The following is a 15152-nucleotide window of genomic DNA, read 5'->3' on the forward strand; positions in this document are numbered from 1 at the left end:
AACTGCGGGTCCAGGGAGGGCACCTCCCTGGCCGGGTCCAGGGAGGGAATCCCTGGGATTTTGCTTTTAATCTTTTGCTTTTGGCGCGCCTTTCACAACAAGCCAACGCGCTTTTTGCGTCGGCTTAAGCGCCTAATGGAAGCAAGCTGTGCGGATTGGCGCGTATTTTTGCGCTAATTCGCACAGCATCCCCATGGGGGTAGAGCTGGCGAGCCAGCACAAACCTGAATAGTTACAAACCGTTTTTGATGCCAGGACAATCGCATTTGCAAACCATAAAAATATTATGGAGGTCCATGAGGAGATTATCTCCTCCTGGTGGGTGCAGAGCAAAGCCCTGCTGAAAATGTGCGGCGTTGCACCAGAAGCAAATGCAAAGCATTCGCGCACGCCGCACCAATCTGTGCCCCAAAGGAACACTCTTTGGGAGGGCGGACGCCCGACAGGCACCGTTTCGCTTGTGGCAACAGTGAGGAAATTGGCAAATGCGCTTGCCCTGTTTTTTATGCAAGAAAAACTTGCAATCATAGTAAAAATTGAAATACAATAGAGTCACTCCTCTCGGAATCCCCTCCTCAGCCGCTACTCTTTCCTAAAACCAGACTGCTCACGCCGAGAGGCTTCACCCCTTTCCCGCACCAGCCAACGGAGAGAACAAATGGATAATCGTTCAGGTATTTCAGGTTTGGTCAAATCAACTCTGTTCAGCGACGCCACCGACCATTCACACCATGCCGAAAACAGACCTATTGTGGTCACTGTATCCCGCGAATTTGGCTCCAATGGCGGTAAAATTGCTGAGCTGTTGGCCGAACAGCTCCATGTTCCCTGCTATGGTTATTCCATGATCGATCAGCTTGTGCAAACCAGCCATACAACCAACAAGCTGATCTCCCTGATGGATGAAAAGTTGCCACGCGCCATCGATGCCTTTTTATATTCGCTGTTTATTGAACCAGAGCAGTCGGTTGCCGGCTATTATAAAAATTTGATCAAGGCGGTAAATCGCATCGCCCAAACAGGAGGAGTCATTCTCGGTCGCGGAGCACGCCTGATCTTGGCCGATCACCCCCATGTCTTTCGGGTGCGCATTGAAGGATCGCGCGATATTTGTATCCAGCGCATCGCCCAACGCGAAGGCATTACCACCGATGCGGCCAAAGAGAAACTTCTCTCCATTGAAAAAGAGCGCAGTCGCTTTCTCAAAGGTCTCTACAAACGCTTTCCCAACCGGCGCACCTACTATGATCTGGTCATCAACTCCGACCGCATCGAACCTCTGCGCGTTGCCGCGGTCATTGTGCAGGCCATGGAGGGAATGGGCTTTCTGAAGACTCAAAAATCAAGCTTGCCTGAGGCAGCTCCGCTACACCATGCGCCGCTCGCCACTCCCCCTGTCAGCGCCGAACAGACACACTTTCGGGTCTTGCAACCCGGTTTGCATTTTTTAATTGTGGAAGATGAACCAGAGTTTGTCGAATTGGTCCGTGGCTGGCTCAACAACCCGTCCAGCAACAAAGATTCGGCACTGCGCATGCCCTCCTTGACCCTGACCCATGCCGCCACTTTTCGCGAAACAGAACAACGACTGGCGGAACAACATTTTGATCTGATTCTTCTTGATCTCAATTTAAGCGACAGTCATGGCTATGAAGAGACCTTCGGACGACTGAATCAAAAACATTTGGAAACCCCGATCATCCTCTTTACCGGCATTGACGATGAACAAAAAGCGATTCAATCGGTTGATGAGGGTGCACAAGATTATCTGGTAAAAGGACAGATCACCAGAAAAACTCTGGTCCGCTCTATTCGCCATGCCCTCTCCCGTTATCGGATTTTGAAGGGCTGTCAACACAAGTAATGCGCGATTTTCCGTGGCAAAAGGAGAGTATCAACCATGGCCCACATTCTCGTAGTGGATGATGACCCGGATATTCTGGCACTGTTGAGCGAAATCTTGCAACAGAGTGGACATACGCTTGATGTCGCAGAAAATGGCAATGAAGCACTGCACATCCTCTCGCAGACCCCCGTTGCTCTGCTGATCACCGACATTTTTATGCCAGAGATCGATGGCATCGATTTGATAGCCAATCTGCTCAGAGAGTATCCCCAACTGCCTATCATCGCCATGTCGGGAGGCTACCGGGCCATGAACCCACAATTAACCTTGCGCATGGCCAGTATGTTTGGCGCCCAAGAGATCATCAGTAAACCATTGCTAACCAGCATGGTACAACAAGCTGTCGAGCGTACTCTACAGCGCACTGCAAAGAATAATTGGCCTTGAATCCAGTACTCTTCTTCAACCTCTCCATGTTAACGCACCTCCAACAGGAGAAAAACCATGAACACTCACTCCCTCTGGCAACAACTGAGCAGCGCCATGAGCCGACTGACCGGCCATGGCCAACCCAGACACCCCAACGCCTCCAGCAGCCGGGATGGTGACCGCTCCGCACAAAGCGAATTGCTGCAAAACAAAACAAAAATAGCGGAGCTCCTCATGCAGGCCAGCGATGCCCATACAGAGCTGCATATCTCTTTCGGTAGTCGGGTCTTGGAATATAAAACCCGCATTCTCCCAGACAAAGAGATGATCCATGCGGGTGCGACTGCGCTTTCCAGCGAATATCTGCGCAACCACACCCATCTGCTTTTGGGCTGCACCGATCCCGCCGATGGCAACGATAAAATTCATCTGGGACGCATGGGGGTCGTCACCTTCATCCTGGGAGGAAAACTGCATGAGTTCAAAACCATGCGCCTGCCCTCCGACACACCAAGCCCCGGCAATGCCCATCGCATGCAGTTTCCTGAACAGATGAGCCGCAAAGCCTTGCGTCGCGACGCTGCCCGCATTCCCTATCAACCAGCCAGTGGCGTCTCCTTGCGTCTTGTTGATGAAGATGGCTCCAGCTTTGAGGCCATCATCCTGGACATCAGCATGGGAGGATGCCGCTTCCTGCTCCCCCATGACCAGTCACCGCCTGCAGAAGGCAGTCAAGTACGCTTCTTCTTTCAATGGCGCGATGACCAGGAGCTGGTGCAACAAGGAACTCTCTTCAAAGTGCAATACCGCCAGGGCGAAATAGTCGGACATGCCGGTTTTCATGCCGATAATTATGAAGCCATCCGTATGATCGGTGAACTGGTCACACATGTCGAACGCATCAACTTGCGCCTTCGCCACAATCTCTCCCCGACAGAAACCGAAAATATCGCGGATCTCTTCCAATCGGCACATCTGGACACGATTGCCCACGAATTGGAAGCACGCTCCAACCGCGTCCGTTGACAAAATAGTGGTCGGCAAATCAATCTCTAACCCCCAAAAAACCAAGGGGCGTGATCGATGTTCCGATCACGCCCCTTGTGGGCAAGGTGTCCGGTCGCCTGCTTAACCGGTATGATCCATATCGGTCAACAGTTTCCTTAAACCATTGCTCCGACCCTGTTTGCGCAGATAATCTCGCGCCGTGTGGCCATCCTTGTCCACCAGGGAGATCTGAATACCTCTGTCCAACAGCAGATGCGCTGTATCCAGATGATTGTAACGAGCAGCAAACATCAGGGCCGAAATACCCATATAGTTGACGGCATTGACATCTGCTCCATGGTCCAACAACATGCGCACAATCCCTGTGTAGCCTTTTTCAGCCGCCGCCAACATGGCCGTGCAACCGCATTTATGGCGATAATCCTGCTTGGCGCCATTGGCCAACAAGGAGCTCACTATCCATTCATGTCCTTGTTCCGCCGCCAACAACAACGGACTATATCCCTGCTTGTTCTGCACGTTGGGTGAGGCTCCAGCCGCCAATAGTGCCGTCATGATCGGCTCACTTCCCACACGAGCCGCATGCACAATCGGACTATTGCCATCCCGATCCGCTGTGTTGACCTCTACACCATGCGCCAACAATATCGCTACCATATCCGCCAATCCATAACGGGCCGCCAACGCCAGCGCGGTTTGCCCACCCTGCGTCCGCCGATCCGCATCTGCTCCATGGCTTAACAACATCTCCACAATTGCGCGATGGTTCCACTGCACCGCCAAGTGCAAAGGAGTGAATCCTGCCGGATCAAGAGCATGCACATCGGCTCCCGCCTGTAGCAACTGCTCAACAACCCGAACATGACCATTCTCCGCCGCCCAACTCAACGGCGAAATCGCCATCCGACCATGGGCCTCTACACTGACCCCATTGGCCAACAACTTGGCAACTTGCACCGCATCACCGTCCATTGCCGCAACGGACATCTCCTTTCCTGCCGATGAGCCCCCTCCCCCAGAGATATCCGCAATAGCCGTTGCGGCGGCCAGTACGGTTAGGGCTAACCCTATTTTCATCCCGTTCATCTGCTTTCTCCTCATTGACGCTTCTGCAAGCGCTGCCACGCATTGTGTTGATTGTTCATGCCACCAACGATCTACCATCGCAAAGTGGATGCTTGTATTATTTTCCAACCTTGCAAAAAATGCAATGAAAATCTTTTCTGCCAACAGCGCAAATATTATTTTTTTCTGCGACCGGAAAGTGTCTGCACCACGTTTAAGTAAGCAAAAGGAGGATTATGCAACTGGCAAGTGATAATTCCCTTCCGCTTCTACCTTTCTGGAGAAAAAAAATGCCTATTTCCTTGCGACTTTCCACAGCACTCTTGATGGTCGGCAGTCTGTTGCTGCTCTCCTGGCCAAGCAGTACCGCCGCACAAACCATGCTTGATCGTCGGGCACAACACTTTGCCGCCCTCGACCGCAATCAGGATGGTCAACTCAACAACGAGGAGTTGGCAAATCTGTCCTGCGCCCGACAAGCGAATCTTCCTTGTCCTATGCTCGGCAATCGCGATACCAATCAGGATGGTCAGATTTCCAAAGAGGAGTTTATGGCCTTCACTCCTCCCGGAATGGGCCGCATGCGCGCCAACAACCAGCCTCGTTGCCTTGGTGGTCAAGCTCCAGGAAGAGGTTGGCGTGGTGGCTGGGGCGGTCCAGGTTGGTAAACAACAGCTCTCTCTGCCCTAACCAGGGAGAGAGCACGCCTTGCTTGAGGTGCTTTGACCCTCAACCTCACCCGGAGCCTGCATGCCTGAAGCAATAACCACTCACGAGCTCTACCAGGCGGATGCCCAACTGATGCACCAGGTGGCGCATCAGGATGACACCGCCTGGAACACTCTGCTCGAACACCATTTGGGCAAGGTGCTGTTGTTGGTCAAACGCTTGTTGCACGATCATCAGGAGGCCGAAGATGTGACTCAGGAATGCTTTATCCGGCTCTGGCAACAGGCAGCCCACTGGCAACCTCAGGCTCGCATCGCCACCTGGCTCTACCGCGTGGCGCATAATCTGGCCATGGATCGCTTGCGCAAACGTCAGCGCCAGCAAGAAGAAACTCTGGATGAACAACAGGAATATGACTCGATTATGGCCCCGCCAACACACTCTCCTCTGGCCATTCTTGAGGAAAAGGAGCGTCAGCAGTGGCTCCTGTCGGCTCTGGATCGCTTGCCAGCACGCAATCGCAGCGTGGTGCTCCTGGTCAATCGCCTGGGACTACGCATCAGCGAAGCCGCTCAGGTGCTGCAACTGAGTGAAGAGGCTACCGCCTCTCTGCTGGCCCGCAGCCGCAAACAATTGCGTACCATGCTCGCACCCTTGTACCACGATCTGCGCGGAGATTGAGCTATGCAACCCTCATCACCATCTTGGCAAGAAGATCCATTGGAGCACTTGCTGGCTTCCCTGCCGGAAGAGCAACCCTCAGGAAAGTTGCGCAAACAATTGAGCGCATTAACAAAAAAATCCACTCCCTCAATGCGCTTTCTCTGCTGGCCCTTCGGCTCGCTCTGGCAACCTGCTGCCGTGTTAGCCTGTTCAGCCATGCTGGGCTTGGCACTGGGGCACTATGAGCCCCCACCCTCTTCCACCATGCCGCTTGCTTCTGGGGAAGAGATCTCATTTTTACTGTTTGGCATTGGTGATGAGGAGGAACTACCATGAATTGGCAACGAGAAACTGTGTTACCTCTGCTGTTATTGCTCTCTTTGGCAGGCAATCTCTTTGCGGCCGGCCTGCTGCTTGGCTCAAACAAACCGGCAGCGCTCCCACCAGCAACCGGTAATTTACAACAAACTACTGGAGAAACAACAACTGGAGAAACAGTCCAACAAGGGTGGCAACACTCTCCCCTGATGCACACGCTCCACCAACAAGAGCGGGAACAACTGCGCCAGCGTATGCACAACCTGCATGCTGCCCAACAACAAATTCGTCAGATTCTGCAAAACGCCACCTGGGATCCACAAAGCCTGGAACAGGCATTGGCGCACTTGCGTCGGCAAACCACCGCTGCCCAAGAGGAGTGGCATCAACTTTTGCTGACTAGCGCCGCCCGTCTGCCAAGCTCAGAACGGGCCCAATTGGCCAACTGGAGCATGCGTCCGGGGATGGGGCGAGGCCGGGGTATGGGCAGACATACCCCAGACAGCCCTCCTTGATCTTTGCCGACACCTGTTGCTCCATGCCGTTGCTCGGCTGGCTACTCTACTCTACTTTGCTCCGCGTCATCGCCCGGTTAGAGACTCTCTTTTACCTCCTGCCGATAACCGCCTAGTGACTCTTTTTTGCTTCGTGCCGGTGACCGGCTACCCGAACCAATAGACCAGGACGATGTTTTTCCGTAAGCGCCACGGCCGCACGAATCTCTGCTATATTGTGTTCGGATTCCAACAATAATTGGCAAATCCGCTCGCTATCTTCTTGAATCTCTGCCCAACTGCGCAGCGCATCCACAACCAACACGAGATCCAAATGGATTCCTTCACGGGAATAGTGTGCCTGCAAGCGCTGCAAATCCACCACTGCACCTCCAGCAAGCAGCTCTTTGCGCACCCAGCCATGCAATTTTTTGCGCCCGGCATGAATCAGCACACTCTGCTCCATGTCATCTTCCGTATCGACATGCACCACCACCTCTGAAATGGCTTCCACATGCTTTAACAAATTTTGCCGTACCAACTCTGCCACTTGATGCCCCTCCGACACCGACAGAGACAAAGGCACCTCCACATGCACATCCACAATAATATCTGGCCCCAACTGCCGAGGCGAAACAAAATGGGCCGACAATACTTCAGGAATTTCATGAATCAATTGGTTGATCTGTTCGCGAATCTCGGCATCCACAGCATCTGAGGCATCGGTCAACTCTTTCACCGCATCACGGCCAATTTCAAAACCCACTTTGCTGACAAAAAAGGCTACCGCAATTGCCGCAATCGGATCCAGAATCGGATACCCCATCAAAGCCCCGCCAATACCCAACAAAGCCGCCAGCGAGGAGATGGAATCGGCCCGATGATGCCAGGCATTGGCCATGATAATATTGGACTTCAGCTTGCGACCCACCCGCACCGTATAATGAAAGAGCGCCTCCTTGGTCACGATGGAGATCAAGGCCGCCCAAAAAGCCAACTGGCCAGGTGCTTGCAAATTGCCCTCTTTCATCCGCTGTACCGCATCCACTACCACACCTACCGCCACCAGCAACAAAATCACCGCCAACAACAGGCTGATCAACCCCTCAAACTTGCCATGTCCATAGGGATGATCCTCGTCGGGTTTTTTGCGGGCAATTTTCATCCCGACCAAAACCACCAAATCAAACAACAAATCTGCTCCGGAATGAAAGCCTTCCGCAACCAGTGCCGCTGAACCGGTCCAATAACCAATGATCAATTTGCCAAAAGTCAATAGGGTATCTCCACCGGTACCTACCTGGGTCACCCGTTTGGCCTCTGCATACTGTGCATCCTTTTTGCTGATCTCCATGCCTGACATGCTCTTTCCTTCCCTTTGTCTTTGTATTGATCCTTATCTCCAGCGCACACACCACTTCAGACTCAATCCTTCTCTCCCTCTTCCTCCTTGCTGTACAACAAACGCCCACTGCGGGCGTCATATCCCTCTTCCAGCAAACGTCCCTGTTCATCCATATATTGGATTTCATAAATCCATTGACCCTGCTTTTGCTGCAACTCAACTGCCAGTAAACGACCTTTTCCATGCTGCGCCAAGCCAGAAACAATCTGTTCCAAAGGCAAAATCTCTCCCTTGCGCATCAGGTGCCTGGCCCGATCATGATCGCCATGCTCCCCTCGGTCTGCCCAAAGCGACCCAAGCGACACATCAAATCCCAGCAATGCTCCGCCAAAAAGCACTCCAGACAAAAGAGATCTCTTACCTCGCAACAGTGCTACACTCATCTTGCCCTCCTGTACCAATCTTTGGCTCGACACGCCTGCGACCACAACTAGCGATTCCGTGAAGAGATGCGCAGCTTATGCTCATCAAAAAATCCCTGTTCTGCCCGCGGATGACACTGCTCACAACGACTCACAGAGATCTTCTCCCCCGATCCAGGAATCTTCACCAGCCTATGCTCCCCATGTTCATGACGAAAATAGGCTGTCTCGGAAATACGCAGGGGCATCTGCTGTGCCGGAATAGAAGCAGCTATCTTTTGCGAACGCCGATAGCTGGATTGATCCGCCCCATGCTTGCGCAGATAATCCTCCAACTCTACCCGAAGCTCCCCAGAGAGTTCGGCATTTTCGCCAAAATGCTCCTCCAGACCTGACAGAATCTTCTCCCAGGAGCGACTGGGTAACAGGCCAGGGGGATAGGCAAGATGACAGGATCCACACTCTGCCCGATACAGTGCATTCTCCACCGGCGCCACATCCCGCTTGCCATCTCCTTGTTTATGCTCGGAAGAGTAGGCAAAAACCAACCACCCCATAAACAGAAAAGCCACTCCCCCCATCCAACCCAAACGATAAGGCATTGTTCTATCCTCTCTCAGCGCGCCGTTGTCAAGTAACGTAAAAAATCTCCCTTTTCCTGAGGAGTGCACTCTCGACCCAGGCTCCCCTTGCAGTTGCGCAAAAACCATTTTTCCACCTTGGCCGCATCCTGTAACCGCTCTGGATTGACCTGCGGCGAGAGTGGCGCAATCTCCTTGCCGGTGCGAACATGTTTGCCCACTTTGCGCGGATCCTCAGCATGACACTCTGCACAACGGCTCCCCTCATCCCCCGTGCCAGGCTGTCGGTACAAACGCTCTCCCCGTTGTGCATTGAATGGCCCAGCCCCCTGCTCCTGATAGCGATTCAACAACTCCTCAACCACAGCCGCTTCCGCCTCAACCAGAAAAAGAGCAAACAACAACATCCAAGCTAATGAAAAAAAACAGCTTCTACCTTGCATTGTCACTCACTCCTTGCCTGCCACATGCTCATGGTTGGCAGTTGCGACCTGCTCTTTTTCCCATATCCGCAACATGGCCCGCACTGTGTCATGACCCGCCCAATGATGCAGCATCGCCATGCTGGCATGCACAATCAAATAGAACCACATCAAAGTTCCCAACAGCTCATGCCCCTCTTTGACATCATGCAGCCAACCCACCATGGCCACACCCTCCGCTGCCGCATTTGACAACAGCAGTCCGCTCCCCCCCAAAAGTGTGGCCAGCATCAACCCCACTCCCTGCACAGCCGCTGCCAAAGGACTAAAACGCCCCCCCTCCGGTATTTTTCGTTGCCAAAAATGGCTGAGCATCTGGCGCGCATCGGCCACAATGCCGGGAATCTGCGACGGGGTAAACCATGGCCATAATTGCAGCAGCTTGACCTCCCCTTGCCGCAGCAATGACCACAACCAATGGATCATCAACAATGCCAACAGCACTTGCCCCCCCGCATCGTGCATGGCATAAAGAGCATCTCCGGCTCGGCCAGGCTTGGGATGCGTCATCAGCAGTGAACTGAGCAACTGCACAACACCCCCAACGGCAATAGTCAGGTGCAACACACGGGTAAACCGGTCATAATACATTCTCTCTCTCCTTTTCCAGAATCCAGCAGCAGGGGAAATATCCCCTCTGCGTTACTTATGGAGCAGGAGTATGTCAGAGCAAGATGAACTGAATCTGAAAATCGGGAGCTGTATATTATTTTTTTTCAGGGAGAGTTTTTGTGCGTCTGCTTCTGGTCGAAGATGATCACACCCTCGCCGACACCCTGCAACATAACCTCGCTCGTGCCGGCTTTGCCGTTGATTGCTGTGCCGATGGCAACGAAGCCGAATATCTGGGCGATGAAGAGCCCTATGATGCCATCATTCTTGATCTGGGTTTGCCTGGTCAACCTGGCCTGGAAGTATTGAAAAATTGGCGCAAAAAAAACAACAATGTCCCCGTCCTGATCCTCACCGCCTGGGATGCCTGGCATGAACGGGTCGATGGCTTCAAAGCGGGAGCCGATGACTATTTGGGCAAACCATTCCATGTTGAAGAGTTGCTGGCCCGCCTCAACGCCTTGATCCGCCGCAGCCAGGATCGACCGCAACAGGCCATCCAGATCGATGGCGTGCTCTTGAACGAGGAGCGCCAATCGCTGATCCTCCCCTCTGGCGAAGAAAAAAATTTAACCGGTACCGAATTCCGCCTGCTGCGCTATTTCATGCACCACCCGGATAAACCGCTCTCAAAAAGTCGTCTGACTGAGCATGTCTATGAATATGATGCCGACAAAGAGAGCAATGTCATCGAGGTCTACGTCAAACGTCTGCGCCAATTGTTGGGCCAGGAACGGATCGAAACCCGGCGAGGTCAAGGCTATCTTTTTCGGAGCAAAGTGTGAACCCCTCCCTGCAACGCCGCTTGGCCATGGGATCAATCATCCTCCTCTTGCCCCTCTTTTTTGGGCTCTGGCTGTTGTTGAGCATGGCCAGCCAACAAATTTATACCGACTATATCGTCTCCCGCCTGCAACATGATGTGGATGCCCTGCTTACCGCCATCCGCTTGCACAAACAGGGCGTTGCCCAACCCTATCTCGCTACAGGGCATCTCGATCCCATCTATCTGCGCCCCTGGTCGGGACACTATTTTCATATCCGCATCAATGAAAACTCTTTTCGCTCCCGCTCTCTGTGGGATACCGACCTGCCCTTGCCCCCCTTCCTTGAGGGACAAGAGCAGGTATTGACCCTCAGCGGACCACGCCAAGAGCCGTTGCTGACCTTTACCCGCCATCTCAGCCGCCAGGGCTTTGCCATCACCATTCTGGTTGCCGAAGAGATCCGCGACCAACAAAGCCTGCTGGCAACCACCCGCCTCTGGTATGGTCTGATTGCCCTGCTCACCCTGATGCTGCTCCTGCTGCTGCAGCGGGAGATGGTCAAACGGGCTTTGGCCCCACTCACCCAAGCCAAGGAAGAGATCCGCCTTTTGGAGCAGGGGGAGCTTCCTGCCCTTTCCACCCACTCCGTACCGATAGAAATTTTACCGTTTGTCAGCGAGATCAACCTGCTGCTCTCCACTCTGGAACAGCGTCTGCGCCGCTTTCGCGAAGTCGGCAGCAATCTGGCACACGCCATCAAGACCCCTTTGGCCATCATGATGCAGTGGCTGGCCAGCAGTGAGCTGGACCACCATCCACAACTGCGCCAACAGTTGCAACAACAGATCGAAGCGATTCGCGCCTGGACCGATCGGGTACTCAAACGAGCCCGGTTTGCTGGCAGCACCAGCTCAACCACCTGGCTGGACCTGCCGATGGAAGTCCACTCTTTGGTTGGGCTGCTGCGGCAGATGTATCGACAACGCCACATCGACATCCAACTACAAAGCGCAGACCATCTTTTTGTGCATATGGACCGGGAAGATGCCTTGGAAATGATCGGCAATCTGCTCGATAATGCCTGCAAATGGGCATCAACAAGAGTGCTCTGCAGATTGATACGACAGAACGGGTTGCTGATTTGCATTGAAGATGATGGACCCGGTTGTTCCGCCGAACAGTATGAACAGATTCTCAACCGGGGGATCCGTTTTGACCCCTCTACACCTGGCCATGGTATCGGCCTGGCTTTGGTGCAAGAGATCGTCCTGGTATATAAAGGTATTTTACAGGTGGGGGTTTCTCAAGAGCTGGGTGGCCTGCAGGTTACCATTCAGTTGGAGGAACGCTACCTCTCCTCTACAGAATAACCCCCTACAGAAAAACATTTTATTGCGCAGTCGCCGCTCTGCGCAAACGCTCCCAGGCCATCTCTTCCGCCTGCTGGCGTTGCGCCGCAGTCAAATGTTGGGCCAATACATCCAGATTGGGGCCCGCCTCTTGATAGCCTCCACGAAAGGCCAACTGAAACCACATGTAGGCTTGCAGCGGATCCGCCTGCACCCCTTGACCAGTGGCATAGAGAAAACCCAAATTATTCTGGGAGATGGACAATCCTTGATCCGCCGCCTTGTGATACAGCTCAATAGCCGCAGGCCAGTTCAACTCCACACCACCCGTTCCAGTCGAATAGAGAGCCGCCAAATAGTGCTGTGCCTTGGGTTGTCCCGCTGCTGCCGCCGCCCGCAAGCGCTTCAACTCATCCTGGGCAGCATCCTCTTCTGCGGCCGGAGCACTCTCCTCAGAGGCTGCAGCAACGACTGGAGCAGAGGTTGCGGCAGGAGAGGCAGGCAACTCGGTGGCCAAAAATTGGCTGATCTCCTCAGGTACCGGTCTGAAATGGGCATGCAGATCGGCAGAAAACAGTGTGCCCCAATGGGCAGAGAGAGTGACAAATTCTTCAGCGCTCTTCACATCACATATCCGCATGATTGACCTGACAACCCGGTCCGTACCACAACCGGGTCCAAAGATTGTCTGACCAGTTGATCCGTGCTACAACCGGGTCCAAAATTATCACAACAGTGGACAGTAGCAGAGAGAGCATCGCCTTGCAATAGCAAGAGACCATTGCCTCAGGGCAAGCGCATTTGCAAAGCAGAAAATTATTATGGAGGTCCAGGAGGAGATTATCTCCTCCTGGCAGGTGCAGGACAGAGTCCTGCATGTAGCGGCGTTGCACCAGAAGCGAATGCGCAAGCATTCGCGCACGCCGCGACAATCTGTGCCCCGCAGGGGCACTCTTTGGGAGGGCGGAGGCCCGACATGCACAGTTTCGCTTGTGGCAACAGTGAGGAAATTGGCAAATGCGCTTGCCCTGACCATTGCCTTTACCCTTTGCGATGACGACCATGACGGAGCAGACGACTGCGCACGATACCCAACGGTGCAAACATCATAGAAAAAAGATGCAGCATGCCTGCAGTAAGAATAATCGCTGGCCCGGAAGGTAAACGATAATGAAAAGAAAACAATAGACCAAACACCCCGGAACCGAGTGCCAACACTATGCTGGTCGCCATCAAACTCCAGATCTCTTTGGCCCAAAAGCGGGCAGCAATAGCCGGCAACATCATGATCCCAACCGCCATCATCGCCCCCATCGCCTGAAACCCTGCCACCAGATCCATGGCCACAGTGGCCAAAAACAGCAGTTGCCAACGCATGCCAGAGCTGCCACTGCGCTGCAGATACCCCGGATCAAAGCTGTCGATGATCAAAGGGCGATAGATAAAAACCAGCAACAGCAAAGAGAGAGAGGCAATGGCTGCGGTTATCAGCAATGCCTGATCATCCACCGCCAATACCGAGCCAAACAATATGTGCATCAGATTGACATTGCCACCCTTGGTCGAGACGATCAAGACGCCCAAGGCCATGGAGATCAATTGCAGGGCGGCAAAGCTGGCATCCTCACGCAACAGGGTAAAGCGAGCGGCTGTCCCAGCCAACAAAACCACCCCCAAACCGGCGATAAAGCCACCAATGGTCATGGCTGGCAGAGAAAAGCCGGCGATTAAAAAGCCCACCGCCACACCAGGCAACAGAGCGTGCGACAGGGCATCCCCCATCAGACTCATCCGCCGTAACAGCAAAAAAATACCGACAGGACCACAGGCCAGAGACAAGGCCAAACAGGCTGCCAAAGCGCGACGCATGAAGGCAAATTGGGCGAACGGGTCGATAAAAAATTCATACAGGGTCATGAGGACTCCACAAAGCAGTAGGGGGCCGACTCATCCCATGATTCACTCATCACCCGCCCATGGGCAACCAGCTCCGGCGTCAACACCTTATCGGTCTCCCCCCAGGCCAAAGCATGACGAACCAGATAGAGGCACTGGGGAAAATGGTGACGGATCTGTTCCAGATCATGCAATACCGCCAACACCGTTCGCCCCTGTGCATGCCAAGCCTGCACAATCGCCAGCAAATCGTTGACCGTGCGTTGGTCGATAGCGGCAAAAGGCTCATCCAAAAGAATCAGCGCCGCATCCTCCACCAACAGGCGGGCAAAGAGCACCCGTTGCCGTTGTCCACCGCTCAAGCTGCCCACGCTGCGCCGTTCAAAACCCTGCAGTCCAACACGCCGCAAGGCTTCTTGGGTTTGCAAATGGCTCTCTCTGCCTAAAGAGCGCCAGGCTCCAACCCGTCGCCAGTGACCCATGGTCACCGCATCCCATACCGAGATTGGAAAATCGGCTTCCAGATCGGTCTGTTGCGGCAAATAGGAGATTGTGCCTTGCAGGGAGTCGGCAATCTTGATTGTCCCGCCCAGGGGCGGCAGCAGCCCCAGAATACCCTTCAAGAGTGTACTTTTGCCCGCCCCGTTTGGACCGGTGATAGCGGTCAGTGAACCCAAGGCAAAAGAGCCGCTGAGATGGTGCACAGCCGGATGACGATCATAGCCCAGGGTCAGGTTGCGACAGGCAATGGCGCTGTTCATAAACCAGCCAACCAATCCAGAGCCCAGGCCACCACCAGCCATAACAGAGCAAGCAAAGCCGTGACCACCGCCAAGCGCTGGGATAATCCCCACGCAAAGGGTGATTTGGGAAAGGGTGCGGCATCCTGGGCAGCCGGGGACATGGGGGAGAAATCTCCTGACACGAAAAAACAGTACCAACACATTACAGCGTCATGAATGCAATCGGGCAACCGCTATATCACAACCAATTTATTTTTGTAACTATTCAGGTTCGTACTGGCTCGCCAGCTCTACCCCCATGGTGATGCTGTGCGGATTGGCGCAGAAATGCGCGCCAATCCGCACAGCTTGCTTCCATTAGGCGCGCTGCGCCGACGCAAAAGGCACGTCGGCTTCGTGTGTAAAGCGCGCCAAAGGCAAAAGATTACAAGCAAAATCCCAGGGATTCCATCCCTGGACCCGG

The 15152-nt window shown here is 53.8% G+C and carries 20 protein-coding genes; 10 read left to right on the top strand and 10 right to left on the bottom strand.

Annotated elements, in window-relative coordinates; all coding sequences use genetic code 11:
* Nucleotides 1-286 precede the first annotated feature (286 nt).
* From EJP87_RS00315 to EJP87_RS00330, 4 genes are all read left to right on the top strand, one after another.
* Nucleotides 287-550: a hypothetical protein gene (locus tag EJP87_RS00315; RefSeq protein WP_130469871.1), complete on the top strand. Its 264-nt coding sequence runs from the start codon at nucleotides 287-289 to the stop codon at nucleotides 548-550.
* A 108-nt stretch (nucleotides 551-658) separates the two neighbouring features.
* On the top strand, nucleotides 659-1864 hold the full coding sequence (locus EJP87_RS00320; protein ID WP_130469872.1) for a cytidylate kinase family protein: 1206 nt from the start codon (nucleotides 659-661) through the stop codon (nucleotides 1862-1864).
* Between the two features lie 36 nt (nucleotides 1865-1900).
* Nucleotides 1901-2293 (top strand): response regulator, encoded by a 393-nt coding sequence (locus tag EJP87_RS00325; protein WP_130469873.1) that lies wholly within the window; start codon nucleotides 1901-1903, stop codon nucleotides 2291-2293.
* 57 nt (nucleotides 2294-2350) lie between these two features.
* Entirely contained in the window at nucleotides 2351-3301 is a 951-nt protein-coding gene (locus EJP87_RS00330) for a PilZ domain-containing protein (RefSeq protein ID WP_130469874.1), read from the top strand.
* 102 nt (nucleotides 3302-3403) lie between these two features.
* Here EJP87_RS00330 and EJP87_RS00335 read toward each other — a convergent pair whose 3' ends face one another.
* Nucleotides 3404-4369, bottom strand: coding sequence for an ankyrin repeat domain-containing protein (locus EJP87_RS00335; protein ID WP_193771015.1), 966 nt, complete (start codon nucleotides 4367-4369; stop codon nucleotides 3404-3406).
* Nucleotides 4370-4638: 269 nt separating this feature from the next.
* Here EJP87_RS00335 and EJP87_RS00340 point away from each other — a divergent pair, with 269 nt between their 5' ends.
* The 4 genes from EJP87_RS00340 to EJP87_RS00355 all read left to right on the top strand — a co-directional run bounded on the left by EJP87_RS00340 (nucleotide 4639) and on the right by EJP87_RS00355 (nucleotide 6513).
* Nucleotides 4639-5016, top strand: a complete 378-nt coding sequence (locus EJP87_RS00340; RefSeq protein ID WP_193771016.1) for an EF-hand domain-containing protein — start codon at nucleotides 4639-4641, stop codon at nucleotides 5014-5016.
* A gap of 82 nt (nucleotides 5017-5098) precedes the next feature.
* Entirely contained in the window at nucleotides 5099-5698 is a 600-nt protein-coding gene (locus EJP87_RS00345) for a sigma-70 family RNA polymerase sigma factor (protein WP_130469877.1), read from the top strand.
* 3 nt (nucleotides 5699-5701) lie between these two features.
* Nucleotides 5702-6016 carry a hypothetical protein gene (locus tag EJP87_RS00350; RefSeq protein ID WP_130469878.1) on the top strand — a complete coding sequence of 105 codons (315 nt, stop codon included), beginning with the start codon at nucleotides 5702-5704 and terminating at the stop codon, nucleotides 6014-6016.
* Nucleotides 6013-6513, top strand: a complete 501-nt coding sequence (locus tag EJP87_RS00355) for a hypothetical protein (protein ID WP_130469879.1) — start codon at nucleotides 6013-6015, stop codon at nucleotides 6511-6513. The genes EJP87_RS00350 and EJP87_RS00355 overlap by 4 nt, the downstream gene beginning before the upstream one ends.
* 112 nt (nucleotides 6514-6625) lie before the next feature.
* Here EJP87_RS00355 and EJP87_RS00360 read toward each other — a convergent pair whose 3' ends face one another.
* The 5 genes from EJP87_RS00360 to EJP87_RS00380 all read right to left on the bottom strand — a co-directional run bounded on the left by EJP87_RS00360 (nucleotide 6626) and on the right by EJP87_RS00380 (nucleotide 9913).
* Entirely contained in the window at nucleotides 6626-7855 is a 1230-nt protein-coding gene (locus tag EJP87_RS00360) for a cation diffusion facilitator family transporter (RefSeq protein WP_130469880.1), read from the bottom strand.
* Nucleotides 7856-7917: 62 nt separating this feature from the next.
* Nucleotides 7918-8280 (bottom strand): PepSY domain-containing protein, encoded by a 363-nt coding sequence (locus tag EJP87_RS00365; RefSeq protein WP_130469881.1) that lies wholly within the window; start codon nucleotides 8278-8280, stop codon nucleotides 7918-7920.
* 47 nt (nucleotides 8281-8327) lie between these two features.
* Nucleotides 8328-8861, bottom strand: a complete 534-nt coding sequence (locus EJP87_RS00370; RefSeq protein WP_193771017.1) for a diheme cytochrome c — start codon at nucleotides 8859-8861, stop codon at nucleotides 8328-8330.
* A 14-nt stretch (nucleotides 8862-8875) separates the two neighbouring features.
* Nucleotides 8876-9283, bottom strand: coding sequence for a DUF1924 domain-containing protein (locus EJP87_RS00375; RefSeq protein WP_227657382.1), 408 nt, complete (start codon nucleotides 9281-9283; stop codon nucleotides 8876-8878).
* Between the two features lie 6 nt (nucleotides 9284-9289).
* Nucleotides 9290-9913, bottom strand: a complete 624-nt coding sequence (locus EJP87_RS00380; protein ID WP_130469883.1) for a cytochrome b/b6 domain-containing protein — start codon at nucleotides 9911-9913, stop codon at nucleotides 9290-9292.
* Between the two features lie 140 nt (nucleotides 9914-10053).
* Between EJP87_RS00380 and EJP87_RS00385 the strand changes: the two genes are divergently transcribed.
* On the top strand, nucleotides 10054-10719 hold the full coding sequence (locus EJP87_RS00385) for a response regulator transcription factor (RefSeq protein ID WP_130469884.1): 666 nt from the start codon (nucleotides 10054-10056) through the stop codon (nucleotides 10717-10719).
* Nucleotides 10716-12071, top strand: coding sequence for a sensor histidine kinase (locus EJP87_RS00390; protein WP_130469885.1), 1356 nt, complete (start codon nucleotides 10716-10718; stop codon nucleotides 12069-12071). The genes EJP87_RS00385 and EJP87_RS00390 overlap by 4 nt, the downstream gene beginning before the upstream one ends.
* A gap of 19 nt (nucleotides 12072-12090) precedes the next feature.
* Here EJP87_RS00390 and EJP87_RS00395 read toward each other — a convergent pair whose 3' ends face one another.
* From EJP87_RS00395 to EJP87_RS17535, 4 genes are all read right to left on the bottom strand, one after another.
* Nucleotides 12091-12675, bottom strand: coding sequence for a tetratricopeptide repeat protein (locus tag EJP87_RS00395; RefSeq protein ID WP_193771018.1), 585 nt, complete (start codon nucleotides 12673-12675; stop codon nucleotides 12091-12093).
* 416 nt (nucleotides 12676-13091) lie between these two features.
* The gene (locus EJP87_RS00400; protein WP_130469887.1) at nucleotides 13092-13967 is read right to left on the bottom strand and encodes a metal ABC transporter permease; all 876 of its coding nucleotides are present in this window, start codon (nucleotides 13965-13967) and stop codon (nucleotides 13092-13094) included.
* Nucleotides 13964-14707 carry a zinc ABC transporter ATP-binding protein AztA gene (aztA, locus tag EJP87_RS00405; RefSeq protein ID WP_130469888.1) on the bottom strand — a complete coding sequence of 248 codons (744 nt, stop codon included), beginning with the start codon at nucleotides 14705-14707 and terminating at the stop codon, nucleotides 13964-13966. The genes EJP87_RS00400 and aztA overlap by 4 nt, the downstream gene beginning before the upstream one ends.
* On the bottom strand, nucleotides 14704-14850 hold the full coding sequence (locus tag EJP87_RS17535) for a hypothetical protein (protein ID WP_193771019.1): 147 nt from the start codon (nucleotides 14848-14850) through the stop codon (nucleotides 14704-14706). The genes aztA and EJP87_RS17535 overlap by 4 nt, the downstream gene beginning before the upstream one ends.
* Between the last annotated feature and the right edge of the window lie 302 nt (nucleotides 14851-15152).

It is taken from the genome of Candidatus Magnetaquicoccus inordinatus (assembly GCF_004217665.1).
In the GTDB taxonomy this organism is placed as follows: Bacteria; Pseudomonadota; Magnetococcia; order Magnetococcales; family Magnetaquicoccaceae; genus Magnetaquicoccus; species Magnetaquicoccus inordinatus.